Consider the following 26,398-nt stretch of genomic DNA (forward strand, 5'->3'; position numbering starts at 1 on the left):
TCCGACCACTGAAAGTACGCCCATAATTCTTCCTCCTGGAACCACTTACCCGATCAACCGATTCAATGAAGTGAAGACAACTCATCGTGCCTCTCCACTTGCCTTTCATTGTAGGGGACCGATTGGGAAAAGGGGACGGGAAAAGGGGACAGCCCCCTCCTCTGGAAGAGGGGACAGTCCCCTCCTCTCGTGCGGGCCTCACACCATGTTTGCCCGCCTTTTCGGCAGTATCGTAGACTGACCGGCGGACTGCATGGAGTACGCGTCACCGGAAAGACAGAGTCATCGATGAGCAGTGTCAGGGTGCTGGTCGGCACGCGCAAGGGGGCGTTCGTTCTGACGGCGGACGCGGCACGGAAGCAATGGGAGGTCGCCGGTCCGCACTTCGGCGGCTGGGAGGTCTTCCATGTCAAGGGATCGCCGGCCGATCCCAACCGTATTTATGCAGCCCAGCACACCGACTGGTTCGGTCAGGTCATCCAGCGTTCCGACGACGGCGGACGGTCGTGGAACCCGGCCGGGAACGAGTTCGCGTACGAGGGGGATCCGGGCACGCATCTCTGGTACGACGGCACGCCGCATCCTTGGGAGTTCAAGCGCGTCTGGCACTTGGAGCCGTCGCCGTCGGATCCCGGCACATTGTTTGCCGGCGTCGAGGACGCCGCGCTGTTCCGCTCGACCGACGGCGGACGGTCGTGGCGGGAGTTGTCGGGACTGCGCCGTCATCCGACCGGACCGGCGTGGCAGCCGGGCGCGGGCGGGCTCTGCCTCCACACCATCCTCCTGGACCCGCGCGACCCGGCGCGGATCTACACCGCCATCTCCGCCGCCGGGGCGTTCCGGAGCGACGACTCCGGCGCGACGTGGAAGCCGGTGAACCGCGGGCTGAATTCCGAGGGAATTCTTCCCGACCCCGAAGCCGAGGTCGGCCACTGCGTCCACCGCATTGCGATGCACCCGGCGCGGCCCGAGGTCTTGTTCATGCAGAAGCACTGGGACGTCATGAGAAGCGACGACGCGGGCGAGTCGTGGCGCGAGATCAGCGGAAACCTGCCGTCCGACTTCGGCTTCCCAATCGAGGTGCATGCCCACGAGCCGGACACGGTCTACGTGGTTCCCATCAAGAGCGACTCCCAGCACTATCCGCCGGACGGACGCCTGCGCGTCTACCGCAGCCGGACCGGCGGAGACGACTGGGAGGCGCTGACCGACGGGCTGCCCCAGCGCGACTGCTACGTCAACATCCTGCGCGACGCCATGACCGTCGACAGGCTCGACCCGTGCGGCGTCTATTTCGGCACCACCGGCGGTCAGGTCTACGTCTCCGCCGACGCCGGGGATCGCTGGATGCCCATCGTGCGCGACCTCCCGGCGGTTTTCTCCGTCGAGGTCCAGACGCTCCCCTGAACCATGATCCGCGTCGTCTTGCCCGAGACATTGAGGGTGCTGGCCCGCACCGGCCGAGAGGTGACGGTCGATCTCGAGGTGCCTGCGACCCAACGCGCCGTGCTCGACGCGCTGGAGGCAGACTACCCCGTCCTGCGCGGCACGATCCGGGACCACGCGACGCGACGCCGCCGGGCCTATCTCCGGTTCTTTGCCTGCGGACAGGATCTGTCGCACGAGCCGCCGGACGCACTGTTGCCGGAAGAAGTGGCGACGGGCCGTGAGGCGTTTATGGTCGTCGGCGCCATGGCCGGGGGTTGACCAAGATTTTGACCATGCCGAACCAGCCGCTGCTCGACCGGGTGGCAGTCGTCGCCGGCGCGACGCGCGGCGCCGGCCGGGGCATCGCCCGCATGCTGGGGGCGGCGGGGGCCACCGTGTACTGCACCGGCCGCAGCGTTCGGGGCCGGCCCGCCACCCCGGGGCGGCCCGAGACCATCGAGGAGACGGCGGAGATGGTCACCGCGGAGGGTGGCCGGGGCATCGCCGTCCGCACCGACCACACCGTTGAGTCGGAGGTCCAGCGACTCTTCGCCCGGATCCGCGACGAACAGGACCGGCTCGACGTCCTGGTCAACGACATCTGGGGCGGCGATGCGCTGACGGAGTGGGGATCGCCGTTCTGGACCCTCTCCACGGCCCGGGGCGTGGAGTTGCTCGAGCGCGCCGTCCTCAGTCACATCATCACGAGCCGTCACGGTGCGCCGCTGATGGTCGAGCGCAATGCCGGGCTCATCGTCGAGGTGACCGACGGCGATACGCATGGCTACCGGGGAAACCTCTTCTACGACCTGGCCAAGAACGCCGTGATCCGGCTCGCCTACGCCATGGCCGCCGACCTGCACGCCCATGGCGTGACTGCTCTGGCAATCACGCCGGGCTTTCTCCGTTCCGAGGCGGTGCTGGAGGCCTTGGGCGTCACCGAGGCGAACTGGCGGGACGGAATCGAGGAAGATCCCTATTTCGCCGAGTCCGAGACGCCGTGCTTCGTCGGCCGGGCGGTGGCGGCTCTGGCCGCCGACCCCCATGTCGGGCGGAAGAGCGGCGGGCTCTTCTCTAGCTGGGGACTGGCAAGGGAGTATGGCTTCACCGACCTTGACGGGCGGAGGCCCGACTGGAGCCGTTTCTTCGCGCGCAAGGTGGAGGAGATCATTGAACGGGACACGCCGCCGGACGGCATGGACCGTTTCGTCGTTCGCTCCCGGCTCTACCAAGCCCAACTCGACCCGTCCGCGATCGAAGAAGCCGCGTGCCTGCGCGCTTGGCTGGACCGACGGAAGTGACGCGAATCAACCAAGCGTCCGAATCTGCGATCGCCGCCGCAGTTGCTATACTCGCGCGATGAGATCACTCCGATTCCTCCTCCCCCTGGTTCTTGCACTTTCCCCGTTGCATGCGGAGACCAAGACCGTCTGGGTCGAAGACTCGTTCGAGGACTTCGCCGACGGACGGCTCGACGCTTCCGGACAGAACCTTTACGTGAGCCGGGACGGCTCCATCCGCACCATCCACCGCTTCGACCTGAACCAGGACGGGTTCCTGGACCTGGTCTTCAACAGCACCCACGACACCGCCGGATTCCTGCCGGGAACCCTGGTCTCGGTGAATTCGGACGGGAGCCTCCGCGAGTCCCCGCTGGCGGTGGAGGGGAGCACGGGAATCGCCGCGGCCGACCTGAACCGGGACGGCCACACCGACTTGGTCTTCTGTCCCAACCACGGCGGAATTCAGAATCCGCGGAGGCTGCTGACCATCATCTGGGGAGGCGAAGACGGCTGGCCGGCCTCCAGGAGCAACGGCGTCCTTCCGGTTTACGGGGCGCAGGCCGTGGCCGTCGCCGACCTGAACCGGGACGACTGGCCCGAGATCGTGACCCTGAACCGGGAGGCGTGGCTGCCGGGACAACCGGAGGGCAACATCGTCCGCATCTTCTGGGGCAGCGAACGGGGCTATCTGCTGGCGCGGCGGCTGGACCTGGGGGTCCCCGGCGGCATCGACCTGGTCGCAGCGGATCTGGACGGGGACGGAGGCCGGGACGTGGCGGTCCTGGCCAAGGGAAGCGTCCAACTGTTCTGGTCGGCGGCCGGCGGAAAGTCGGAGGCTCCCGATTCGACGCGGATTGTCCTTCCGGGAACCGCAGGAATCTCCCTGGCGGCGGACGACGTGAACGGGGACACGCTCGCCGACCTCCTGGTGGGCACGGGCAGAGACGAGATCTACCTGGCGGTAGCGGATCAGGGCCGCCGGTTTCAGACGGCCGTCTCCATCCCGGCGTTTCCCGCGACGCACGTGGCCTCGGGACGGCTGGACGGTGACGAATGGCCCGACCTGGTGCTGGTGGACCTGGCCCTCTCCCGGGCCGGCGGTGGTGAAATCGCCGGCGCCGGCCGCGACATGAACCTGGTCCGGGTGCTGTGGGGCGGGCCGTCCGGCTTCTCCAGGGAGGAGCGCCTCGATTTGCAGGCTCCGTTCGCGTCGGCTTCCGCCATCGGCGACTTGAACGCCGACGGCCACGCCGACCTGGCGCTGGCGCGCTACCAGGGCGACGAGAGCTTCACCACCGATTCCTGGATCTATTGGGGAAACGGAGGGCGAACCCTGGAGAAATCCGGCCAGGGCGCCGAGACGGTGGGGGCGACTGACGTTGTCGTCATCCCCGCCCGCGATTTGGTCCCGGCCCATGCCGCTTTCGCCAACAGCCGCATGGGGACGGTGGACGAGATGGTGCCGCTTCAGGTCTATTGGGGCGGTCCCAAGGGCTTCGACGCCGAGTCGGTCTGGGAAATCCCGTTTCAGAGCGGATACGAGTCCAGCGGCGCCGACCTGAATGCCGACGGTTACGCCGACCTGGTGGTCCTGAACTCGGGCCATGGCGGCGCGGCGGCGCTGGCCTCACCCATTCTGGGAGCCAACATTCTGTGGGGAAGCGCCGAGGGCTTCGACTTGGAACGCCGGACGACGCTGCGGGAAATTGACCTTGGGTCCAGCAACGTCGCCGATCTGGACCGGGACGGCTACCTCGACCTGGTGCTGGGCGCATTCGAGGACCGGGACCCGGAGACCTCCGAAGAACTGGTCATCCACTACGGGACAAAACGGGGGTTCGACGGCAGCCGCAGAACCGCCATCCCCTCGCCGGGACGGTCCACCGGATGCCTGGTGGCCGATTTCAACCGGGACGGGTGGCTCGACGTCACCGTCCACTCCAGTCTCGCGGACCGGGTCAGGGTCTTCTGGGGCGGTCCCGGAGGGTTCGACGTGAAACGGCAGGGAGGCCTGGATTCCCCCATGCCCATCAGCCTGGAAACGGCGGACCTCAACCAGGACGGCTTCCTGGACCTGCTGGTGGGAAGCTACTACGACAAGCCGGCCGGGCACCACGACACGGGGAGCCTCATCTTCTGGGGCTCGCAAGCGGGCTTCCGATTCTGGAACAGCCAGTGGCTTCCCGGCTTCACCCCCATCGGCCTGGCCGTTGCCGACTGGGACGGCGACGGGTACCTGGACGTCTTCTCTCCCCACTACCACGCCGAGCTCACCCGCGAGTCCCTTCCCTGTTACCTCTACTGGGGAGGACCCGATGGTCTGGAAACCCGGAACCGGACCATCCTCATCTGTGATTCGGCACACGACGCCCTGGCGGGTGATTTCGACCGGGACGGACGCCTGGACGTGGCTGTGTCGTGCCATACCAAGGACGGCAACCACCACGCCCATTCCCGGGTCTATTACAACGACGGCAACCGCTTCGCCGATCCCCGGGTCCAGCTCCTGCCCACCATTGGCCCCCACTGGATGAGCGACCAGGACATGGGCCACATCGCCCATCGCCGCTGGGAGCAGACGTACGAGTCGTCTGTGTTCATTTGGAACGGAACCGCCGGCGATGCGACTCTCGAGTACCAGGCCGATTCCCCGGAAGGGACCAGTCTGAACTTTGAGGTGCGGAGCGCGGCCACACTGGAAGCATTGCAGGGGAGCGCCTGGAGACCCTTCGGGGGGACGGTGTCAGTAGCGGAAAACGATCGCCGTCTCCAGTATCGGGTGACCCTTCGTTCCGACAACGGAGACCGTTACCCGGTCCTCAAGCGGGTCGCGATCTCGCTGGATTGAGGGTGGGCCGGTCCCTGCCCACATTCCTCGTGGACGCCGAACGATGCGGAGGCCGCCGCCCGGCGGTGGCCATGACTTCGTCTATTTGCCCTTCAACACCGAATCGATGAACCGGAAGGCTTCGTGCCGGACCACGTCCGGGAATTCGTGTCCGGTGTCGGGATGACGCACGATGAGGTTCTTCTCATCGCCCAAGAGGCGGTAGACCGGCTTCGCCGCGGCGACGCAACGGTCGACGCTTCGCCATTGGAAATTGCCGTCTTCAAGCGGGGCATTGACGAAGATGGGACGGGGAGCCAGGGCGCCCAGCAACTCGTGGAAGTCGAAGGGGATCTCCTCCAGGCGTCCCCGGTAGTTGGACAGACGGGGCATGTACCGGATCTGGCACCATCCCTTCCCGAAGTACCACCGGTTCAGATCCCCCCCGTAGTAGTCCAGATAGGAATCGAACCCGCAACTGCTGACCACGGCCCGGATGCGCTTGTCGAACACCGCCGTATAGATGGCGTTGTGCCCTCCCAACGACTGTCCGATGGCGGCGAACCCCCGGGAGTCGTCCACGTAGGGCAAGGAGGCCAGCAGGTCCAGGCCGCGGGAATTGTCCCAGATCGCCTTCATGGTGCCGCTCACGTAACCGAGACCTCCCAGATTCGGCCAGTAGTTGGACATGTGAGGATAGGCGGGCGAAAGGGTGACGTAGCCCCGCTCGGCCAGTTCCTTGGCGTACGCGCGTCCCCGCCGGGACCCCGGTTCGACGACCACCTTGTGTCCCACTTCCATGTTGGTCCCGTGCAGACAGAGCACCGCCGGAGCCCGCCGCTTTCCCGCCAGCGCGTCCTTGGGAATGCAGAGGTAGGCCGGAGTGCGCGACCCCGGTTCGGACCGGTAGGTGATGAGCCGCCGGACGTAGGTCCCGCCATCCACCTCCTCCTCGACCCGGGGTTCCAGGGGGACACGCCGATCGTCGCCGGGCATCTCACCCATCACCTCCTGCATCCCCCGCACGATCTCGGCCCGCCGCAGTTCCCAGTCCGCCGCTTTCTTGACCGGCCGAATTTGTCCCTGGGAATCCCGATATTGAAGGAGATCGTTGCGGTCCAAGCGGACCTGCTCGGAACTTGCCGCGGCGGCGGGTTCGGCCAGGACCGGGAAGAGTCCCCATACCAGGAACAGGAATGGTCTCATGGCGTCGTCTCCGCAGTGCGGAAGGGCAGGTCCGGCATCAGGGCGCGTCGGGGGATTCACCCGGAGATACGGCTCCCGCTCTCTCGGTGATGGGGCGATAGTCCCGGATGCTCCGGTTCTGCTCGAAGTTGAGAGCGTGTTTTCGGTACCTCACGGTCTGGTCCAGATCGCATTCGGCCACCACCAGTTCGTCCTTCTGGGTGGTGGCCATGGCCACGATCTCCCCCTCAGGCGAGATGATGCAGCTCTGGCCGATCTGGCTCACCCCCGCTTCGACGCCGGCCTTGGCGACTCCCACCACCCAGGCCCCGTTCTGGTAGGCGCCCGCCTGCATGCAGAGCAGGTTGTGGAACCGGGCCAGCGGCGCCTTGCCGGGACGGTCGGGCCAGGAGTCCGGGGTGTTGTATCCCAACAGAATCAGCTCGGCGCCGCGCAGCGCCAGCACCCGGTAGGTTTCGGGCCAGCGGCGATCGTAGCAGGTGCACAGGCCCACCACCCCGCCGAAGGCCCGCCAGGTCCGAAACCCCAGGTTGCCCCGATCGAAGTAGTATTTCTCCAGGTTCTGGTACCGGTCCCCGGGTTGGAATTCGGCGTTTCCGGGCAGGTGGATCTTCCGGTACTTGCCGATGATCCGGCCGTCCTTGCCCACCAGGATCGAGGTGTTGTAGCGGCCCGTCCGACCATCCTCCCGGGCCAACTCGGCGTAGCCCAGGTGGAACCCGATTCCGAGCCGGACCGCCTCGTCGAACAGCTTTTGCGTCTCCGGCCCCGGCATTTCCCGCTCGAACCAGGCGTCGATTTCGTCCTGGTCTTCCATGTACCAGTGGGGGAAGAATGCCGTCAGGGCCACCTCGGTGAAGACCGCCAAGTCGCAACCGAGGCGGCTCGCCTCCCGCATCTGGGAGAGCAGCCGTTCGACCACGTCTCCCCGGGTCTCGGAGCGGGAGACGGGTCCGGACTGGGCGGCGGCAACGGTCAGAGTTCGCGGCATGGTCGTCAGCCGCCAAGATGGCGCAACTGGCCGGCGGGCGCAAGTCGGTACCGGTGTAGTGTACCGGTTGGGGAGCAGTTCGCGAACCCGTGGTATACAATGGTTTCGATGCTCGCCGTGTTCCTTTTTCCCGCCGTACTTGCCCTTGCCGTCTCAGGTGCGCTGGGTTCCGACAAGGAAGCCCTGAAGCGGATCGAGTCGAACATGAAATGCCTCTGCGACTGCCCGCACCTGGTGTCGGACTGCGGAGAAGAGTGCGGCCCTGCTCCCCAAATCAGAGCCAACATCCAGCAATTGCTGGCCAGCGGGATGACGGAGGAGCAGGTCTTCGCGAAATACGAAGAAGAGTACGGTCCCAGAATCTACGGCGCTCCCAAGCCCGAAGGATTCAACCTTGTGGCCTGGGTTCTCCCCTTCGTCGTCCTGACCGGCGGAGGCGTGTTGGTCGCCGTCTTCCTCAAAAGCCGGAAAGAGCCCGATCCGGGGCCGAAGTACCGCCGCCGGCGCCGAACCCTGTCCGCCAAACACCGCAAGATGCTGAACCGGGAATTGGCGGAGTAACGCCCGGTGACGCGGGACGCCGTTCCCGGCCCCCTTCCGACCCATCGAAACGGATGGACACCCCACTGACCGACGCGGCGTGGCCGGCCGTCATTGGAGCCATCCTGGCCGCGGTCTGGCTGGCCGGAGCATGGCACCTTTCCAACCGGATCCGCCGCCGGGTCCTGGAGCCGGCGGCCCGGGGAGACACGCGGCCCCTCGAGGTGTTGGAGGTCGAGTCGGATCGCGTGACTTTGGGAGTCCTCCCGGAGACAGGCCGGAGCCGCCGCTGGCGTCAGGAGGGCCTCTGGGGTCTGCGTTGGCCGGAGGGTTACGCCCAGGCCGGAAGGATCCTGAATCTGAGGAGTCGGCAGGTCACTCGATGCCTCCGTCTTCTGCATGGTGACCTGGCGCCCGGCACCCGCGTGAGGCTCACCAGCTTCGCCTTTCCCGACGACCCGGGCGATGGATTCGGGCTGCCGGTCCGACCGCTCCGATTCCACTCTCCACTGGGCCGATTCCCCGCCTGGTTGGTCCCCGGTTCCCGCTCCACCTGGGTCATCTTCGTCCACGGAAAGCGGGCCGCACCGCCCAGCGGCGCTCTCCGTTCCTACCCCCTGCTGAAGGTGGTGGCGGACCTGGGATTTCCCGGCCTGGTCATCTCGTATCGAAACGATCCGGAGGCCGAGCCCGCCCCGGACGGTCTCCACTGGTACGGACTCACGGAGTGGGAGGATCTGGAAGGAGCCGCCCGCCATGCCTTGGAGTCCGGGGCCGAAAAGCTAATCCTGGTCGGTTACAGCATGGGCGGGTGCGTCGTCATGAGCTTCCTGCGGCAATCTGATTTGGCTCCATCCGTCCGTGGAGTCATTCTGGACTCGCCGGTCCTGGACCTGGAAGCCACATTGAAATTCGCCGCCCGCAACCAAGGGTATCCCGGAATCTTCTACCACGCGGCGAAGACCCTGGCTCGAGCGCGTTTCGGGATTCCTTGGAGGAAGTTGAACTACCTCCGCGACACGGGATATTTGCATGCTCCCACGTTGGTTTTCCATGGAGACGCGGACACCCTCGTTCCACTCCGAACCAGCCGACAGCTCACCCGGTCCCGCCCGGATCTGGTCCGGTGCGTGGAGGTCCCCGGCGCCACCCACGGGAGGGCATGGAACTTGGACCCGCACCGTTACGAGGAAATCACCCGGGAGTTCCTGGAGTCCGTAGCGAGCGGCCAACTCCTGTCAAGGACTGTGAGGAGGTGACAGTCCCCTTCTCCCGAGGATGCGCCATATCAACAGGACGTTGACCAGATGCAACAGCAGGTTGACGACGTGATAACCCAGTGGATTCAGCTCCCAAAGCTTGTGGTCCAACCAGAAACTCGCACAGACGACGGGCCAATCGTGCCCTTCTTTCTTGATGTCGGACGGGGAGAACCAGATGTTCCAGAGCCCGGACCTATTGTGCACCACCGGTTCTTCTACGAAGATCACGTCGTCCCAGACGAATCCCGCATCAAGCACCGGCAGGTAACTGGCGATGACGAGGAGGCCGAACGCCAGAGCCCGGCGGCTCAACCAACGGCCGGGGCGTCTATCTTCGGCACGGGGTGCGAATCGCCTCTTCTCAGACATGTAGCGCTTAGGGGGCGATGGCCGAATCTGGACAGTCGGTGACGTCCGGGCGTTGTCTCAGCAGGGTTCACGAGGTCGCGCCGGACCTGTTGTCCAGGTGCGGTCTCCGCACTGTTTTCCCGACGCGGTAGACGTACAGCCGGCGCAGATGGTGTAGAAAGTCGAACTGCATACGCCAATTCAACTTGCTCTTTCCCCGGCTGCGAGGGGTACTTCACCGCGTTGAAGTCAACGAAACATCGAGCCTCACGTGATCGTAAGGCACCCGGGGTACCAGCCTCCCACGCTCTCCGTGTCGCAATTCTACGAGCCCGTATCGAGACATCGTCTTCATGGTTCGCGAAAGGTTCGACTTGCTTCGTCCAGACATCTCCGCGAGCTCCGTGAGCGAACGAGGTTGCTCTCGGGCAATCAGTTCCAGAAGATGCCTGTTGTGCTCGGAGAGCAATTTCGCAAAGCTCTCGATCGAGGTGAACCACACCTTCGGCTCATCCTTCGCGGGCGTGTACTCACCACGGGCAATGGCCAGGGTGCGCGCCTTCATCTGGTCGTAACCGGCAATCCCGATCTCTAGTGTCTTCATGGAATTGAGCCTCCTTCTCCAAGAACCTGGTCCACTTCTTTCCAAAAATCCTCGAGGAGCGTCGCTGCGTCCTTGAACTCATAAGGCCGGATCTTGCGCAGCCGATGCCGATGGTCACGCTCTGCCCGTCGACGCCCGCCCGGGCCAGGCCGATCCCTAACCGGGTGCGCATTATCGAATCCAACCAATCTGGCGCCATCCGGCGCGTGCAGTGTCTAAGAGTATCGGAGGCCGTGCGGTCGTTCGGGCGTCACCTCGGTCCGCATGACAACGAACTTCACCCAATGCCCCGTGTCGTCCACAAACAGTGTCTCGCCGTGAAGGTCGAGAAGGGTATCCAGTCCGGGGTCTCGGTCCGGCGTCGTCATCAAGTAATGTTATCAGATTAAGATAACAAGAGGCACGGGAGAGGAGGTGACTGCCCCCTTCTCTCGCCCTGCTGGGTGTCGTTTCCATAACCTGGCAGACACTACCCTGCCTTGACCGCCCGATTCGGTGTTTTCTAGGATTTACCACAATCCCGACCCCAGGAAGGACGGCCATCATGGTGAAACCAATAGCGCGATCCCCATCCATCAACCGCCGAATGTTTTTCCAAAGTGCGAAGGCAGCCGGTACGACTGCATTGACGGCTTCGCTATTCGGACAACGATACAGGCCGATCGATGCCGGCAAGCAGTTGCGGATCGGTGTGGTGGGCGGCGGATTCGGCGCCGCGTTTCCCTGGCATCGGCATCCCAACTGCAAGGTGACCGCGGTCGCCGATCTCAGGGAGGACCGCCGAAAAAGGCTGGAAGAGCGTTTCGAGTGCTCCAATGCCCATGCCGATTTCCGCGCCATGCTCAAGGACCCCGCAGTGGATGCCGTCGCCATCTTCACCGGAGCGCCCCGTCACGTTCCCCACTGCGTGGAGGTCATGGAGTCCGGCCGCCATGTCATCAGCGCGGTTCCGGCCGCCATCAGCTTGAAACAGTGCCAGGAGCTTCTGGAGGCCGTCAAAAAAACCGGTCAGATCTACATGATGGCTGAAACCAGCTGCTTTCACCCAGCCACCATGACGGCCCGCAGACTGAGAAAGGAAGGCAGGTTCGGGAGGATCTATTACACCCAGGGAGACTACATCCATAACCACGGCACCTACCTGGCGAAGGGGGAGATGCCGGAGTATCTGGAGCGAATGTTCTTTCACGAAGGTCGGCGGACTTGGCGCTATGGCAATGCTCAAGGCCTCTATATCACCCATGCCAGCGGTCCGGTCATTTATGTGACCGGCGAGAGCCTGGTCGAGGTCGCGGCGGTCGGAACGCCATTGGACCATCCGTTCTACAAGGAGAACCGGTACGGCAACCCGTTCTTGAACACCACCTTCTTCTTCAAAACCTCGGGTGGAAACTCCTCGCGAATCAACATCCACTGGTGGACTTCCGCTCCCGGCCGGGAAGGAGCGGATTTCTTTGGGACCGAGATGTCGTTGTTCGAGAGGTGGAAAGGGCTGCGCCCTTCCGCTTACGTGACCCGTCCTGATTCGGAACCCGAACTGTTGCGGGCGGACCACTCCGCAGAGCTGCCGCCGTCACTGCGGAACGTTGAGGGGCATGGAGGCTCCCATCCCTTCATCATTCATGAGTTCGTCTCGGCCTGCCTGGAGCAGCGGCCTCCAGTGGTCGATGTCCACCAGGCCCTGTCCTACACTGCGCCCGGAATCGTAGGATTCCACTCGGCACTGAAGGGTGGAGACTGGTTGAAGATTCCCGATTTCGGACCCGTCAGTTAGCCGTTCCCGGTGGACGCGGTGGCTTTCTGGACTCGCGCGGCGAGACTAAGTGATGAACCCTTATCCATCTCCCTCCCCTAGTCTATTCCTACGCTCTCTGTGCCGATCTTGTCGAGAGGAAGTTACTGTCACTTTCGCCTTTGGATTTATTTCGCACTGGTTCGGATGGGATCGGTTTTTGGAAACGTTTCTGGCCGACGATCCGACTCGACACGATAGGCACTCTTGATCATAATAAACTTCATGAGTTACCCAATAACAGAGGGAGCATCCTCCACCGCATTGTTAACAGGTCAGTGAAAAGATCTGAGCAGCGGCATGGATCGCATTTTTAAAAAAGAGCACACTCCTGTTGGTACCTGCATTACAAGTTTCGGGATTGGAGGTAGAAATGAACGCCGGTGAAGTCATATTCCAGAAGTTGTTAGATGGGAAGATCCAGTATCGGATCCCATTGTTTCAGCGCACATACAATTGGCGTGAGGAGCAGTGGAAACAACTCTGGCAGGATCTAATGAGAATATACTCAATGGATACACGTCGAAAGCACTTCGTGGGCTCCATAGTAACCTATCCAATCCATGGATTGCCTGGAGATGTAAATCAACACGTAATGATAGATGGCCAGCAGAGAATTACAACTCTTTTGATACTTCTTGGCGTCATTCGTGACCATGCACACCAAGCGCCTGAAAAATGGCCTGGATTACCGGATGAGATTCGGAGCACGTGCCTGATAAACGAGTTTGCTGAAGATCCAGAGGAGCGGATCAAGCTAATGCCCAGTCGGAGAGATCGAGAACCGTTTGATGATCTTATAAGTAACAGTCGCATCCTCGATGGCACAAAACAGGTTGCGAAGGCTTGGCAATACTTCGATCGAAAGTTGCGCCGTGGTGACAACAATGGGAATTCAATTGATCTGAAGAAATTGAAGATTTGCGTTACTGATCGCCTCGATATAGTCAGCATTGCACTTGACTCAAGCGATAATCCAAACAGAATCTTTGAAAGCCTAAATTATACAGGTATGCCACTGACGGCATCTGACCTTATCCGCAACTACTTGTTCATGAATATTCGAGATGTGAATAGACAGGATAGCGCCTACGACAAGTATTGGTATCCGATGCAGGAAAGGCTTGGCCGGTATCTGGATGATTTTTTCTGGCGGTATTTGATGATGGATGGCAGCCTACCTCGCAATAATAGCAAGGATATTTTCGACGGCGTTCGTGACTTAATAGGACAACAACCCACAGAGGATCAAACCGTAAATGCGTTACGACAATTCAACGTATTCTCGCGCTACTACGCTCAACTTGCCGAAGTGGATACGTCGGGCTTAACGACTGCGACGGTAGAACGGATACACCGACTGAATCAGTGGCAAGTTGACGTAGCATATCCGTTTCTCATGAAGTCACTAGACCACATTGGTTCATCTATCAAGGAACATGATGTTCTTGAAGTTATGCGAATGATTGAGTCGTTCGTAGTCCGTCGCGCGGCATGTAGTATTCCGACAAACAGTTTGCGACGGTACTTTTCTCAGATGGCAGCAGGCGTGGACTTTAAGAACTTTATTGCATCTTCGAAAGAATATCTTTCCAAAAAAGGTTGGATATGGCCATCGGACGACAGATTCCGTGAAGGATTCTTGCAGTTCCAAGTTTACAACAGAACTAGATTGTCACGCGCCAATTTGATTCTTTGGTCATTGGAACGAGCATTCGAGCACAAAGAAACCCCGGCGCGTACAGATAAAATCGAAATAGAACATATCATGCCGCAAACTCTTACTGCAGAGTGGATAGAAGCACTTGGGCCGAAATTTATCGACATACATGACCGATGGCTTCACACAATCGGTAATTTGACTTTGTCGGCGTATAATGCTGAATTAAGCAACATGATGTTCGCTGAAAAAAGGGAAATTCTTATTGCTTCTAATTTTTCGTTAAACTCGTCTCTGATATCATTGCGCAAGTGGGATGAAGAAATGATCGAAGAAAGAGGTCGGGTGTTTTCTGAGATGGCAGTGATAATATGGCCACGATAAGCCTTTGTGGGTCAGTTATTTGTGGTTGTGGGCCGTTTGGGAGCCAGATCACCGTGTTACTCTCCTCCCTAGCGATCCAACTTTACGCCCCGCCCACGCAGCGAGGAACGAGGATGGCCCCCATTGCAGTGCGCCACCCTCTTGCTGGTCACAGGGTCAGTATATATTTCGTTCGCCTATTTGGGGCAGAAATTCGGATTGGGACTTCAGTAGGTATCGCCGACCCGTTGCTTCGGCCCGCTTGTTGAATCCTCGGCATTGCAATGACGCTCGAAGATCCTCGCTACCATGGAATCGGCGACGTGGAACGGTGTGAGATAGAGGCCGTGGGCTTCGGATTGTTGATCGGAGTATTGAGATACTAACTACTCTCCGATTCCGTAGGATACGAGCCAACCCGCCCGCTGGCAGACGACCGAGATGTTAATCCCTTGATCGGATAAAATTCATCATATCACCGAATACTGAAGAAATCAAAGGGGATTGTACAGTTGACTAGGCAAACCTCCCCTTTTTCCCCGTTTTCCACCCAATCAAGTCGAATGGGTTGCCGGGCCCGAGTCGAAAACCGTTCCAGCCCAAACATCTTACAGAATTGATAGCGAGTAGTAACTGGAAGCAATCTCCGGAAGCGAGCGAATCGAACCCGTACCTGCCCACATTCGAGACGACCAAGACTGCGCCGATAAACAGGTGAAGAACAGTCCCCGAGGTCCCCGTGGACAGGGCAGCCGGGTCGAACGGGAAGTTTGCAGCTTCAAGTCCTGCCGGGGGTGGCCCCGTCATCGATCAGGCATTTGATATTGGAGTGTTAAGGGGCTCTGCCGTTCACTCGTCTCTCTTGAGAGTAGCGGACAGGTAGAGCAGGGCCCGTCCAAGCTCTTCAGCTGTTCTCGCGTCCAGGTAAGCCCAACCGTAGGAGGCACTTCCTTCTCGTGCTGGTTCTCCGATTGAGAGGACGCATTTCCCGTTCTCGTTTGGCGGATTGATCCAGAATACTCGATGCTTTTCTTCGGGCTGACCTGCACCTGGATCGACTTTGATCGGACTGTGTAGACTCATGGCACTCCCCCTTCAAGCAAGTAAGATACTGTCATACACCAAATTCCTCAAATTCCTGAAAATACTGCGATGGACCTGAAATAAAATGTGTGTGATGGAGGGGACATGTACTGTTCGTCGAGGACCGAGCAACGCTCGATAACGACCGCTTGAGCTTGGTAGCGGAGGACTCGTCGCTGGCTCTCAGTGAGCGAACCTTTCCCCACCCCCTCCATCCTACACCGTGATGGCGGAGGGTTGTTAGAGCCTGTGGGTCTCGAGCCCACGTTTCCCGATCCAGGGTCGGGAGTCTTCGCCGGACTAAAACCAAGGCCCCTCGGTCTTCCGCCGTCACTCTAACACCTTGTCAGGGGTCGCTGGCACTCTTGTTTTTTTCCCAATGGAGAGGAGGGACGAAATGCCCAGAAAGCCACGCAACACTACTCGTTACAATGTCTGGCGGAACAGAAATATTGTTCACACGGGCATCACGGATGACCCCGAACGAAGGCAACAGGAACACCGTAGGGAGTTTGGAGAAAATGCCAACCTAAGACCGGTTGGGCCAAAGGTGACGCGAGAGTCTGCTTTGAACTGGGAAGAGGAGCAACGGAGGAAAGGCAAGCCCACTGGACCGTGAGGGTCACGGTTTAGGAGTGCCTAGTCAACTGTATAATCCCCAAATCAAAGCCCTCGGTCATTCGTCAGAACTAAGTTTGTCGACCCTCGGCCTCAGTGACGGGTGGAGCATCATCTCCTCGTAGACCTCCTCCCCGTAACCGATGCCGGCGCTCTCCGTGCCGACCTCGTACTGATACTTGAGGATGAAGGTGATCAGGTCGGCCATCTCCTGGTGGTTGACGTTCTCTTCCAGACCCTCGGGCATAAGGGAGTTGGTCGTGGCCCGGATCTCCTTGATGTTCTTCCGCAACAGGGTGTTGCTCAGGTCGTCCCCCTCCACCAGCGTCACGCTCGTCGCCGTCTCATCCCGGAGCAGGCCGGTGTAGAGCCCGCCTTTCAGGTCCGTCGCAACGTACTGCAGGTATTGGGGTTCCACGAAACGGTTGGGATCCAGGATGTTCACCAGGAGCGACTCGGGGTCCTTCTCCGTGCCGCGGATCAGGTTCGGTCCGATGGGATGTTCGCGGGATGAGAGCCGGTGGCACTTGATGCATTCCCGGCGGTAGACGGCCTCGCCCCGTTTGTGGTCGCCGGTCAGGGACAAGCTGGCCTGAAAATCGGCAAGCGCTTCCTGACGAGACTCCAGTTGCTCGGACCCCAGGAGCCGGACCGCCTGCTCCCGGATGGACTCGTCGTCATGGTTCAGGAGGAGCTCCCGGCGCTTGGCGTCGATCTGGTTGGCTGCCACCGACTCCTCCGAGACGGCCTGAAGCAGGCCCTCGGTCCATTCCTGTCGAGCGAAGAGGGTCTCCAGGATCTTGCTCCGGGTTCGGGGAGAATGCGTCATCCAGTCCTTGAGGAGGATGCCGGGTATTTCCGGGCTGTCGAAGCCCGCCAAGGCGTCGATGGCCGCGATTTGGAGATCCTGGGGCTGTAGGGGATCCACCAGGGAGGCCAGTGCGGGCTTCACCCGATTCAGCCGATCATGGCGAAGCAGCCGGATGGATTGGAGCCGGTCCTCCAAAGAAGCGGCCTCGTCAGCGGCGATCTTGCCCGCGCGCTCCATGTGGGCCGTGATCATGGAAAGGGCAGAGGCGGGGAGTCTTCGCAGACCCAAAAGCGAGCCGCCTGAATGGGCCAGTCCCTCGGCCATGCCGATGATGATCTCCTGCCGTGCGGACGGTCTGGCGGCCAGCACCGGATTGGCGGCCAAGGCGCCCAGGACCCTCCTCAACTCCCGTGCGCGGTTCCGGGCACCCACGGCCCGCGCGAGCCGGGACAACCACTGGACCGATTCGGGTTGGGCGAGAAACGTTTCCTCGTTCGCCAACCGGGCGAACAGTTGGTGGGGAAAATCGGCACAGGAACTCAGGACGGCATTCCGGACCCAGAAGTCGCCGGTATCCATCCGCGAGATCCGGACCAGTGCGGGAAGGGACCGCTGCCCCCTCACCTCGCCCAGACTCAGGGCAACCTGGAACCGGACCCGGATTTCTGGGTCCTGGGCCAGATCCGACACCTTCCGGAACAGGGCGCGGGAACGATTCAAACGGGATTCGGCCAGTCGGACGGCATGGACCCGGACCCCGGCTTCGGCATCCCCGAGACCCCGCAGCAGATCCCGGTCCCGGAGTGAGCCGAGCCCCTGCAAGGACCAGAGAGCATGCATCCGGGCCAGGGGACGAGAACTTTCTCTGAGAAGCCGCCGCAGGAGGGGCGCCGCCGACCGGTCCTCCCGCTCGCGGATCAACCGGTGGGCCGTCGCCCGCCACCAGCCCCCGTCGTGCTCGAGATGGGAGACCAACTCCTGGATCGTCGCCTCGCCCAACCGGGGCGGAGGCGGCGACACGAAGCCCGGGGGCGCCAGGCGATAGATGCGTCCCCGGTCTCTTCCGCTGGTGAAATCCAGGTGCTTCATCACGCGTTCGGGGACATGGGTCGCCTCGATGAGCTCCCGGGACATGTCCAGAAAGTAGACGGTTCCGTCCGGCGCGTTGACCGCATTGACCGGCCGGAACCAGGTGTCGGTGGAACGGACGAACTCCGAGTTCTCCCCCTCCCCCCGCTCGGAGCGGAAGCTGACTCCGTCGTCGATGAGAACCCGGCGGTGGATCAGGTTGCCCGTGTTGGCGCCCATGAAGTAGCTGCCGCGATACTTCTCCGGGTAGGCGTGGCCCGTGTACATGGTCACCCCCGAGCCGGCCGTCAGGTAGTCGTGGCCGACGCCGGCGCTTCGGGAGTACGACCCGGCGAAGATGCGCCGAGCCTGCCGAATGGTGCGCCAGCGCTCCACGGGGCTGATCTTGTAGAGGCGGGTCTGCCCCTGGACCAGGGGCTTCACCTGGTTGGCGCCCGGTCCCAGCCACCGGTGCAAATCGTAGAAAAGGTGGGGGTTCCGTTCCAGGTAGCGGGCCGGCAACACCACGTGGCGTCCCGGCATCCCCTGGTTGCAGACGAAGCGGTTGAACCATTCGTCGAAGGCGTGCCCGAACTGGAAGGTCTGGGTGGTGGTCTCGAACCGGCCGCTCACGGGATCGAAACGGTAATCCCGGGCGCCCAGGGAGACCGGAGGAGCGTCCGGATTCTCCAGAGACCGGATCTCGCCGGCGTTTCCGGAGGCGATCCCATAGATCCAATGGTCCACTCCCATGATGATGTTGTTCATCATCTGCTGCTCGTTCTGGTGTCCGAAGCCCGAGTAGACCTTCTTCCGGATGTCGGCCTTGTTGTCGCCGTCGGTGTCCTTGAGGTACCAGATGTCGGGAGGAGCGGTGACGTAGACCCCTCCGTTCCAGACCGTCACTCCGGTGGGCCACAACAACTCGTCGGCAAAGATGTGGCTCCGGTCCAGCGTGCCGTCGCCGTCGGTGTCCTCCAGCAGGCGGACCACTCCGATGGGCTTCTCGCCCGGTCCCGGCTGGTACGGGTAGTCCCGCATCTCGGCCACGTAGAGGCGGCCGTTCTCGTCGAATGCGGCCGCCACCGGGTCGTTCACGAGAGGCTCATGGGCCACCATCTCCATGCGGAATCCATCGACGGCCTCGAACGATTCCAGGGCTTCCTGCGGCTCCTTAGGCGGGATCGGCTGGAGATACTCGGCCAGGGCCGCTTCGTCACGGGAGATGTCCAGGATCTTCCGGAGCGGATCCCGCGTATCCTCTTCACCCCCGCATCCCAGGAGCGGGATGAGGATTGCTCCCGCCACGAAACGTCCAGCCGTTCGGAGACACAGATTCAACTCCATCGTCATTTCTCCCAATGCCGCCGAGCCCGTCCGGACGGCCGCGGCTCAATTTCGAATCAGGTCAATCGTCCCCGGGGCTGCTTGTCCATGATGGTCCCGGCCACCCTGAGGAAATTGCCGCCTATGATCTTTCGAATATCGTCGTCCGAGTAGCCTCGCACCACCAGCCCCACAGTCAGATAGGGAGCATTGACCAAGGACAGAGGACGGGGCCCGGTCTCCCACTCCCAGTAGGTCTTCGTGCCCTTGAAACCGGTGGCTAGAAACTCTCGGGGTTTCAGGATCTCGACGATTTCCGGAGCCTGCACGGCCCGGCCCATGGGACCCTGATCCGAGGCCAGCCCAACATGGTCCACCCCCACCAGCTTGATGGCGTGGTCCAGGTGCCAATAGACGCTCTCCGCCCCGAATCCGCCCAACAGATTGGGCACCGTGATGATCCCGATCATGCCCCCTTTGCCGGCCGTATTTCGAATCGCCTCGTCGGTGGCGTTTCGGTTCGGGCTCTTGCCGCCGCGGGACAGCGCGCGGCAAGCCGTGTGGCTGATGAGCACCGGCTCCTGCGACGCGCGGATGGCGTCCAACGTCGTCTGCGTACCGCAGTGGGAGAGATCCACCATCATGCCCAGCTCGTTCATGCGCCGGATCACGGCTTCCCCCATTTCGGTGAGACCCGTGTCCACCTCCTGATAATGGGAGGTTCCCACCTGGTTCCGGGTGCTGTTCGTCAACTGGCAGTGCCGAACGCCGAATGCGTAGTAGAAATCGAGATTCTTGATGGGGTCCTTGATGTGAGGACCGGCAAAACAGGCGTCGGGCCGGCCAACGTGCCAGATGACGGCATGCTTTCCCTCCTTCTTGAATCCCTCCAGGTCCTCGACTCGAAGGAATTTCTCCATATAGTCGAGATGGTCGAAGGCGTAGGCTTCGCTGGCCAGGTACTCCAGGGAGAACCGCTCGCCTTCACCCTCGGGAGCCCAGGCCACATCGGCGAGACCCAGGTCGACTTGGGAAGTCTCCCACGCCAACCGGTGGTTGGCCTGGAAACCGGGATCGTGAACCACCTCCAGCGCGCGCCATTTCTGAATCTGCGGCCGGACGGTGGATATGAACAGCTTCCGTTTCCGCTCCGGGTCCGGCTCCCGGTCCAGGACGCCGAGCGCCCAAGCCTTCATCGACTCGGAGTAGAACCCGGTCACATGAACCGGATTGGACCCTCCATAGAGATCGCAGACGATGGATTCCCGGTGGAGTTCGAGGCCATGCTCCAACTGGGCGGGGGTCGGCTTGATCTCGTCCAGAATGGCATTTCTGGCGCCTTCGATATGTTTTCTGAATCTGCGCGTGGCCAGATCGGCATACTCCTTGGCCGCCGCCATCGCCTGAGTACTCCCGCGCGGGCCCTGGGAGAGCAACGACAGGGCTCCCATCTGAGCAAAGAACCGCCGACGATCGGTCGCAGACTGCAATGTCATCTCAATTCCCTCCCGTAATTCCCGGTCAGTCTACTACGAGACCTGGAGAATCGCCCGTCCGGGGCCGGATCCGGAGCCCCAAGAAAAACGGAAGAACCCGGCGGTCATGGTATCCTGCGTCGTGCCGGTGCTCCTTGGACCGGAGACAGAAGACGTGATCGCATCTCCTCCTGTTGCTATCTCCAGGCTCCTCCCCTGTATGGCAGTCGTCTTCTGCCTCGCGGGAGGAATCCGGAGCCAGCCGGAACCGTCGCCCGACAGCGCCATGGAGAAGATGAAGCTGCACCAGGACTACCTGGGGGCGCTGGCCGACCTCGAGCAACTGCTGAAGGCTCCCAACCCGTCGCCGGTCATCCACTATCTGGCCGGCATCTGTCAGACCTCCCTTCGCAACTACCCGGAAGCTGTCGGGAATTTCCGGAAGGCTCTGGACAAGGGTCTCGACAGGTGGGAGCTGAGACTGAGTCTCGGGGTCGCGTACCTCCGCATGGGCCGTGACCCGGACGCCCGCCGGGAGTTGGAGCTGGTGCTTCAACTGAGGCCCGAGGAGCCGACGGCTCTCTTCCACCTGGGGGAACTGGACCTGAAGGAGGGCCGGCACCCCGCCGCGGAACGGAACTTCCGAAAGGTCCTGCGGCTGAATCCGGGCCACGAGAACATCCTCTTCAATCTGGGAACCAGCCTCCTGCGCCAGGGCAAGGAGGCAGAAGGCCAGGCGGTGCTGAGGAACCACCGCCGGAGAGCCCATCTGCGCGGACGCCTCAAGACCCTTCGCTGGATGTCCGCCTCGCCGCGGGCCAGCGCGGAGGTATTCGCCGACCTGGGCGACGCGAACCTGGAAATCGGCGATGAGCGGGCGGCTCTGGATGCCTACGCCCGCGCGGAGAGACTGGAGCCGAACACCCATCTGACCGGTTTCGGCCGGGGCAAGCTCAGCTTCAGGCGGGGGAATCTCTTTGATGCCGGCACGCACCTCCGCCGTTATCTGGACCGGGGCGGCCGGAACTGCGAGGCGTTTCTCCTGATGGCCTTGGTCGAACGCCGGAACCAGCGCCACCCGGAGGCCTGGGACGCCGCCGCAAGGGGTTTGAACGCCTGTCCCCAGGACCCGGGCCTGCTCTCCACGGCAGCCCGGCTGGAGATGGAACGGGGCAACCTGGAACAGACCGGCGCCCTGGCCGATCGGATCATGCGGGCCGACCCGACGGACCCCTCGGGGCCCTTCATCAAGGCCCTCTCATTGCTCTACCGAAAACGGGTGCGCGACGCCGAGCCCATGGCGCGCAGGGCGCTGGAACTGAACGATCAGGATCCCAAGCATCACAAGCTGTTGGAACAGATCTACCAGTCCAGCGGAGCCTTCGACAAAGCCCGCTTCCATGGCGCCAAGGCGCGGGAATTGACGGGAAAAATGAGGAGATAAGAGTTAGGAGCGGGGGTTGTTAACCCCCGCGTCACGGGGGGACTAACGTCACGGTAGGGACGGCAGTTTCCTGCCACCCCCCGCACAGATCCGTGCGTGCCCGTTAGAGCACACGGCTCCTACCTTGGGTAATGACCGCCAGCCAAACCGTTGCGCCGGCCACGGGTGACGGATCTTCACGGACGGCCAAAGCAGCTTGGCCATCCGTCGCAGCCGTCCCCAGCTGAAGCGGTCGCGCTGGGATCGGCGGCGCAGCACTCGCAGCCATCGCCGTTGCAGCCGATAGCAGAAGCTTTGCAGCCAGCGCATGCTCCCCGGGACCGCAAAATAGTTGAGCCAGCCGTTCAGGACTCGTCCCAGCCATTTTCCTACCTCCCAGTGATCCGCGTGCCGTTGTCTCCACAGCCGCTTCCCCACTCGCCGCAGGGTCCGGTTCATCCGTTTCGCGCTTGGCTTGCGCCCCAGCCGGAATCGCCCCTTCCGGGTCTTCGCGCAATAGTGCGTGAATCCCAGGAAGTCGAACGTTTCCGGTTTCCGCTCCCCGCGTCGCCGTCGATTCGCTGCCGCGAATCTCCCGAACTCCACCAGTCGCGTCTTTTCCGGGTGCAGTTCCAGCCCGAACTCGGCGCACCGTTCCCCCAGGTCTCGGAGAAACCGCTTGGCGTCCGCCCGTCTCTGGAATCCGGCCACGAAGTCGTCCGCATATCGCACCAGAATCGCCTCCCCTTCGGGAACTCGCGGGCGCCACGTCCGATGGAACCACTCGTCCAGCACATAGTGCAGGAACACGTTCGCCAGCACCGGGGAGACAATCGCGCCCTGAGGCGTCCCTCTCCCCGAGTCCGACCAGGTCCCGTCTTCCATCACCCCGGCGTTCAGCCATTTGCGAACCAGTCGCAGCACCCGCCGATCTCCGATCCTTCTCTCCACGAACCGCATGAGCTGTTCCCGGTCGATGGCATCGAAAAACGTGCGGATGTCCGCGTCCACGATCCAGTTGGCCTTTCGCCGTTCGATCCCGTAGGCCAAGGCATCCAGCGCGTCATGCGCCTTCCGTCCGGGCCGGAACCCGTAGCTGAGCCCGAGAAACTCCGCCTCGTAAATCGGCGTCAGGAGCTCGTCCACCACCGCCTTCTGAAGGATCTTGTCCTCCAGGGCGGCGACTCCGAGCGGTCGGGTCCGTCCGTCCGGCTTGGGAATGTGCACCCGCCGGACGGGCGGCGCTCGGTACGCGCCCCGGTGTACGCGGCCATGCAGGTCCAGCAGACGCTCTTCCCGCTTCGCCCCGTACTCCTCCCACCGCTCCCCGTCGATCCCCGGCGCGGCGTCCTTTCTCAGTCCGAGATAGGCGCGGCGCAGTGCCCCGACGGTGAGATGGTGCAAGAGCGCGGTCAGTCGCTCCTTGGGGTTTCTCGCGATCGCTCGCCGTATCCGGTCCGCCGCCTGGGACACGCTCCCCCGTCTCTGCGTCCGGCGCGTGCTGTGGCGAACCGAATTCCCCTTGGTTCCACCCCTTCGCTCCACGGACTCCGCCGAAGGTCTCCCCCCTTTGTTCGCCCGCTTCATCGCTACTATGGATGAATCCGATTGCTTCGTTTCGTCCATCATGAGGTTCGGGTTGCTCCTTTCTCATGCGGCCCCGGTTCGACCACCAGGGCGAAATGAAGCCCTCCCAGGTCCCGATACAAGATGTGCGTGCGTGCCTGAGTTCTTGGACACCGCGGAGCCCGGCTGGCCCTCACCTTGTCGGCCCAGCCGGTGTTGCCTTCGACCGGGACTACAGTCTCGGCGCTTCCGTGCTTGGAGTTTTCGGTGCTCATTGGCCCCGCCCACACGCACCGCTACCGACGCTTCGCCGACGCCCTCACGAGCGCCCACGCACGGCTCGCGGAGAAACGCGGATGGTTAGTCCTTCGTTTCAGCGGACTTTCACCGCCTATCTTGCACCAGTTAGCCTGGCGCACAGTCCCCCCTCCTGGCGTGGCGGGTTGCGAGAGGTGCTGCTAGCATGAGTTTGTACCCACCGAAATCCGGAACTGACGGAGAAATGCTATGAGAGACAGACGATCCCTTTCACGACGCGAGTGGTTGCGCGGCGGTTTGGCGGCGACCGGCGCTTCCCTCCTTCACCCTTCCGTACTCGGATTCGTGCTGCCTCCCATGGAGGCGGGAGAGACCGCGGTGCCCTTCCTGGATCCCCAGCCGGTGAATCCCGACCGGCCCATGGTCCAGTGGGAACAGCTCGAGTCCTGGATCACGCCCGCGTCGGACTTCTTCAGCGTCAAGCACTACGGGATCCCCGAAGTGGACATGGCGAAGTGGAGGCTCAGTGTCGGCGGATTCGTGAACCAGCCCCTTTCGTTGACCCTGGAGGACCTGAAGGCCCGTCCCAAGAGTCACTACACCGCCACCCTCGAGTGCTCCGGAAACGGCGCCTCGGAGCGATTCATGGGGGCCGTCGGGAATGCCCGCTGGAGCGGAACCCGGTTGGGCCCGGTCCTTGAGGAATGCGGTCTGAGCCCGGAGGCCACCGAGGTGGTCTTCTTCGGAGTGGACCGCGGGAAGGAGGAGATCCGGGGCAACGAGTACGAGCAGAATTTCGGGCGCAGTCTTTCGGTCAAGGAGGCCCTTCGGGACCGGGTCCTGCTGGCCTACGAGATGAACGGCAAACCGCTGAGCCAGACCCACGGCGCTCCGCTCCGGCTGGTGGTACCCGGTTGGTATGGAGTGGCCTGGGTCAAGTGGCTCTGGCGGGTCGAGGTCCATGACCGCCAATTCCTGAGCCGCTTCATGGGGCGCGATTACGTCACGATCCGCGGTGAGGAGCGGGACGGCGAGACCATCTGGCGCGAAACCTCGGTGGGCCGCATGAATCTCAAGTCCATCGTGGCCCGGGTGACCCGCATGGATGGCGGGTCCGTCCGGGTCATGGGCGCAGTCTGGAACGACGGGACCCCCTTGAAGGCGGTGGAGCTCAAGCTGGACGACGGCGCTTGGGTGGAGACCGAGTTGGGCGAGGGGAAGGACCATCCCCACTGCTGGACCTTCTGGACGTATGTCTGGAACGATCCCGCGCCGGGCGAGCACTCCCTGGTCTCCCGGGCCGTCGACGCCCGTGGACGGGTCCAGCCGGCGCCCGAAGACGATGTCATCCGGTTGAAGAAAACCTACTGGGAAGCCAACCAGCAGATCCGGCGGCGGATCCGCCTCTGACCGAATGGGAAAACGTCTGGCGGTCTTCGGCGCCGGCGCCATCGGGGGGCAGGTCGGCGCCCGGATGTTCGCCGCGGGACACGACGTTACGCTGATCGAGCCGTGGCCCGAGCAGTTCCGAGCCATTCGGGACTCGGGCTTGCGGATCGAAGACGAGAAGGGACCGGTTCTCCATCGTCCCGCCGTCGTCCACCCGGGCCGGCTCGACCGCCTCGGCCTCGTCGACATCCTCTTCCTGGCGGTGAAATCCTACGACTCCGACGCCGCCGTGAAGACGATGCTCCCGCACCTGTCACCACAGGCCTGGGTGGTGAGCACGCAGAACGGCATCAACGAAGAGATCATTGCCCAGCGAGTCGACGGCGGCCGGATTCTAGGTGTCGTCATCCTCATCAACGCCGTGCTAGAGGCTCCCGGCCGGATCCAGGTCTCCACCCAGTCCGTTTCCCGGTCTTCCAATCTCAACGCTCCGGGAGCCTACGTGGGAGAGTACGCGGGGTCCTTCGATCGCAAGGCCCGGGAAGTGGCCGGTTACCTGAATGCAGTGTGGCCGGCGAAGACGACCCGCGATCTCATGGCCATGCGCTGGACCAAGCTGGCCACCAGCGCCATGGTCAACGCACTGTCGGGAATCACCGGGTTGCGGTCGGCGCCACTCCTGGGTGAGCCGGAGGTCCGGAAGATCATGATCCGTCTGGCGGAAGAGGTGGTCCTGGTGGCCCGTGCCCATGGACACGGGATTCATCGCGTACTGGGCCCATGTACGCCGGATCAGGTTCTGGCCGCCGCCCGCGGCCGGGATGGGACCATGGACCGGCGGCTGGCCCGGATGTCGGAACGGATCAGTCCCGCAGCCGCCACTTCCCTGCTCCAGGACCATTGGAAGGGGCGGATCACGGAGGTGGATCACTTCAACGGGTTCGTGGTCCGAAAGGGAAGGAAGAAAGGGGTCCCGACGCCAGTCAACGAGGCGGTTCGGCGAGTCATGAAGCGGATTGAGCGAAAGGAGATCGCCTCCGGAATGCCCGCTTTGGAACCGCTCGTGAATCTGGTGAA

18 protein-coding genes, 1 tRNA gene and 1 pseudogene are annotated in these 26,398 nt (G+C 62.5%); 11 read left to right on the forward strand and 9 right to left on the reverse strand.

What is annotated here, in order from left to right:
* Positions 1-288 precede the first annotated feature (288 nt).
* From OXT71_18235 to OXT71_18250, 4 genes are read left to right on the forward strand one after another with little or no spacing between them, the layout of a single operon-like run.
* Positions 289-1,407, forward strand: a complete 1,119-nt coding sequence (locus tag OXT71_18235) for an exo-alpha-sialidase (protein MDE2928332.1) — start codon at positions 289-291, stop codon at positions 1,405-1,407.
* Between the two features lie 3 nt (positions 1,408-1,410).
* Positions 1,411-1,707, forward strand: a complete 297-nt coding sequence (locus OXT71_18240; protein ID MDE2928333.1) for a MoaD/ThiS family protein — start codon at positions 1,411-1,413, stop codon at positions 1,705-1,707.
* Between the two features lie 14 nt (positions 1,708-1,721).
* The gene (locus tag OXT71_18245) at positions 1,722-2,729 is read left to right on the forward strand and encodes an SDR family oxidoreductase (GenBank protein MDE2928334.1); all 1,008 of its coding nucleotides are present in this window, start codon (positions 1,722-1,724) and stop codon (positions 2,727-2,729) included.
* Positions 2,730-2,787: 58 nt separating this feature from the next.
* On the forward strand, positions 2,788-5,559 hold the full coding sequence (locus OXT71_18250; GenBank protein MDE2928335.1) for an FG-GAP-like repeat-containing protein: 2,772 nt from the start codon (positions 2,788-2,790) through the stop codon (positions 5,557-5,559).
* Between the two features lie 81 nt (positions 5,560-5,640).
* Here the strand turns inward: OXT71_18250 and OXT71_18255 are convergent, their stop codons facing one another.
* The gene (locus tag OXT71_18255; GenBank protein MDE2928336.1) at positions 5,641-6,744 is read right to left on the reverse strand and encodes an alpha/beta hydrolase; all 1,104 of its coding nucleotides are present in this window, start codon (positions 6,742-6,744) and stop codon (positions 5,641-5,643) included.
* Between the two features lie 37 nt (positions 6,745-6,781).
* Positions 6,782-7,735: an N-carbamoyl-D-amino-acid hydrolase gene (locus tag OXT71_18260; protein ID MDE2928337.1), complete on the reverse strand. Its 954-nt coding sequence runs from the start codon at positions 7,733-7,735 to the stop codon at positions 6,782-6,784.
* Between the two features lie 108 nt (positions 7,736-7,843).
* On the opposite strand from OXT71_18260, the gene OXT71_18265 reads away from it, so the two are divergent.
* Together OXT71_18265 and OXT71_18270 are read left to right on the forward strand one after the other, a co-directional pair.
* Entirely contained in the window at positions 7,844-8,296 is a 453-nt protein-coding gene (locus OXT71_18265; GenBank protein ID MDE2928338.1) for a cytochrome c-type biogenesis protein CcmH, read from the forward strand.
* A 53-nt stretch (positions 8,297-8,349) separates the two neighbouring features.
* Positions 8,350-9,534 (forward strand): alpha/beta fold hydrolase, encoded by a 1,185-nt coding sequence (locus tag OXT71_18270; GenBank protein MDE2928339.1) that lies wholly within the window; start codon positions 8,350-8,352, stop codon positions 9,532-9,534.
* Here OXT71_18270 and OXT71_18275 read toward each other — a convergent pair.
* The 3 genes and pseudogenes from OXT71_18275 to OXT71_18285 all read right to left on the reverse strand — a co-directional run bounded on the left by OXT71_18275 (position 9,514) and on the right by OXT71_18285 (position 10,857).
* On the reverse strand, positions 9,514-9,906 hold the full coding sequence (locus tag OXT71_18275; GenBank protein MDE2928340.1) for a hypothetical protein: 393 nt from the start codon (positions 9,904-9,906) through the stop codon (positions 9,514-9,516). The two genes, OXT71_18270 and OXT71_18275, sit on opposite strands and share 21 nt — an antisense overlap.
* 214 nt (positions 9,907-10,120) lie before the next feature.
* The gene (locus tag OXT71_18280; GenBank protein ID MDE2928341.1) at positions 10,121-10,489 is read right to left on the reverse strand and encodes a helix-turn-helix domain-containing protein; all 369 of its coding nucleotides are present in this window, start codon (positions 10,487-10,489) and stop codon (positions 10,121-10,123) included.
* Positions 10,486-10,857, reverse strand: a pseudogene (locus OXT71_18285) (DUF6516 family protein). Before OXT71_18285 ends, OXT71_18280 begins: the two are co-directional and overlap by 4 nt.
* A 176-nt stretch (positions 10,858-11,033) precedes the next feature.
* Here OXT71_18285 and OXT71_18290 point away from each other — a divergent pair.
* A complete protein-coding gene (locus OXT71_18290; GenBank protein ID MDE2928342.1) occupies positions 11,034-12,263 on the forward strand; it encodes a Gfo/Idh/MocA family oxidoreductase in 1,230 nt (409 codons plus the stop codon).
* A 391-nt stretch (positions 12,264-12,654) separates the two neighbouring features.
* The gene (locus OXT71_18295; GenBank protein ID MDE2928343.1) at positions 12,655-14,325 is read left to right on the forward strand and encodes a DUF262 domain-containing protein; all 1,671 of its coding nucleotides are present in this window, start codon (positions 12,655-12,657) and stop codon (positions 14,323-14,325) included.
* 1,303 nt (positions 14,326-15,628) lie between these two features.
* Here the strand turns inward: OXT71_18295 and OXT71_18300 are convergent.
* The 3 genes from OXT71_18300 to OXT71_18310 form a co-directional block, all read right to left on the reverse strand.
* Positions 15,629-15,703 (reverse strand) — tRNA-Gln (locus tag OXT71_18300).
* Positions 15,704-16,063: 360 nt separating this feature from the next.
* Complete coding sequence (locus OXT71_18305) at positions 16,064-19,231, reverse strand: HEAT repeat domain-containing protein (GenBank protein MDE2928344.1); 3,168 nt, start codon at positions 19,229-19,231, stop codon at positions 16,064-16,066.
* Between the two features lie 56 nt (positions 19,232-19,287).
* Positions 19,288-20,706 carry a membrane dipeptidase gene (locus OXT71_18310; GenBank protein ID MDE2928345.1) on the reverse strand — a complete coding sequence of 473 codons (1,419 nt, stop codon included), beginning with the start codon at positions 20,704-20,706 and terminating at the stop codon, positions 19,288-19,290.
* A 199-nt stretch (positions 20,707-20,905) separates the two neighbouring features.
* On the opposite strand from OXT71_18310, the gene OXT71_18315 reads away from it, so the two are divergent.
* Entirely contained in the window at positions 20,906-22,129 is a 1,224-nt protein-coding gene (locus tag OXT71_18315) for a tetratricopeptide repeat protein (protein ID MDE2928346.1), read from the forward strand.
* A 48-nt stretch (positions 22,130-22,177) separates the two neighbouring features.
* Here OXT71_18315 and ltrA read toward each other — a convergent pair whose 3' ends face one another.
* The gene (ltrA, locus tag OXT71_18320) at positions 22,178-23,737 is read right to left on the reverse strand and encodes a group II intron reverse transcriptase/maturase (GenBank protein MDE2928347.1); all 1,560 of its coding nucleotides are present in this window, start codon (positions 23,735-23,737) and stop codon (positions 22,178-22,180) included.
* 444 nt (positions 23,738-24,181) lie between these two features.
* On the opposite strand from ltrA, the gene OXT71_18325 reads away from it, so the two are divergent.
* Positions 24,182-25,342 (forward strand): sulfite oxidase, encoded by a 1,161-nt coding sequence (locus OXT71_18325; protein MDE2928348.1) that lies wholly within the window; start codon positions 24,182-24,184, stop codon positions 25,340-25,342.
* Positions 25,343-25,346: 4 nt separating this feature from the next.
* A partial coding sequence (locus OXT71_18330) for a 2-dehydropantoate 2-reductase (protein MDE2928349.1) occupies positions 25,347-26,398 on the forward strand: 1,052 nt, incomplete at its 3' end.

Source organism: Acidobacteriota bacterium (genome assembly GCA_028874215.1).
Taxonomy (GTDB): Bacteria; Acidobacteriota; UBA6911; order RPQK01; family JAJDTT01; genus JAJDTT01.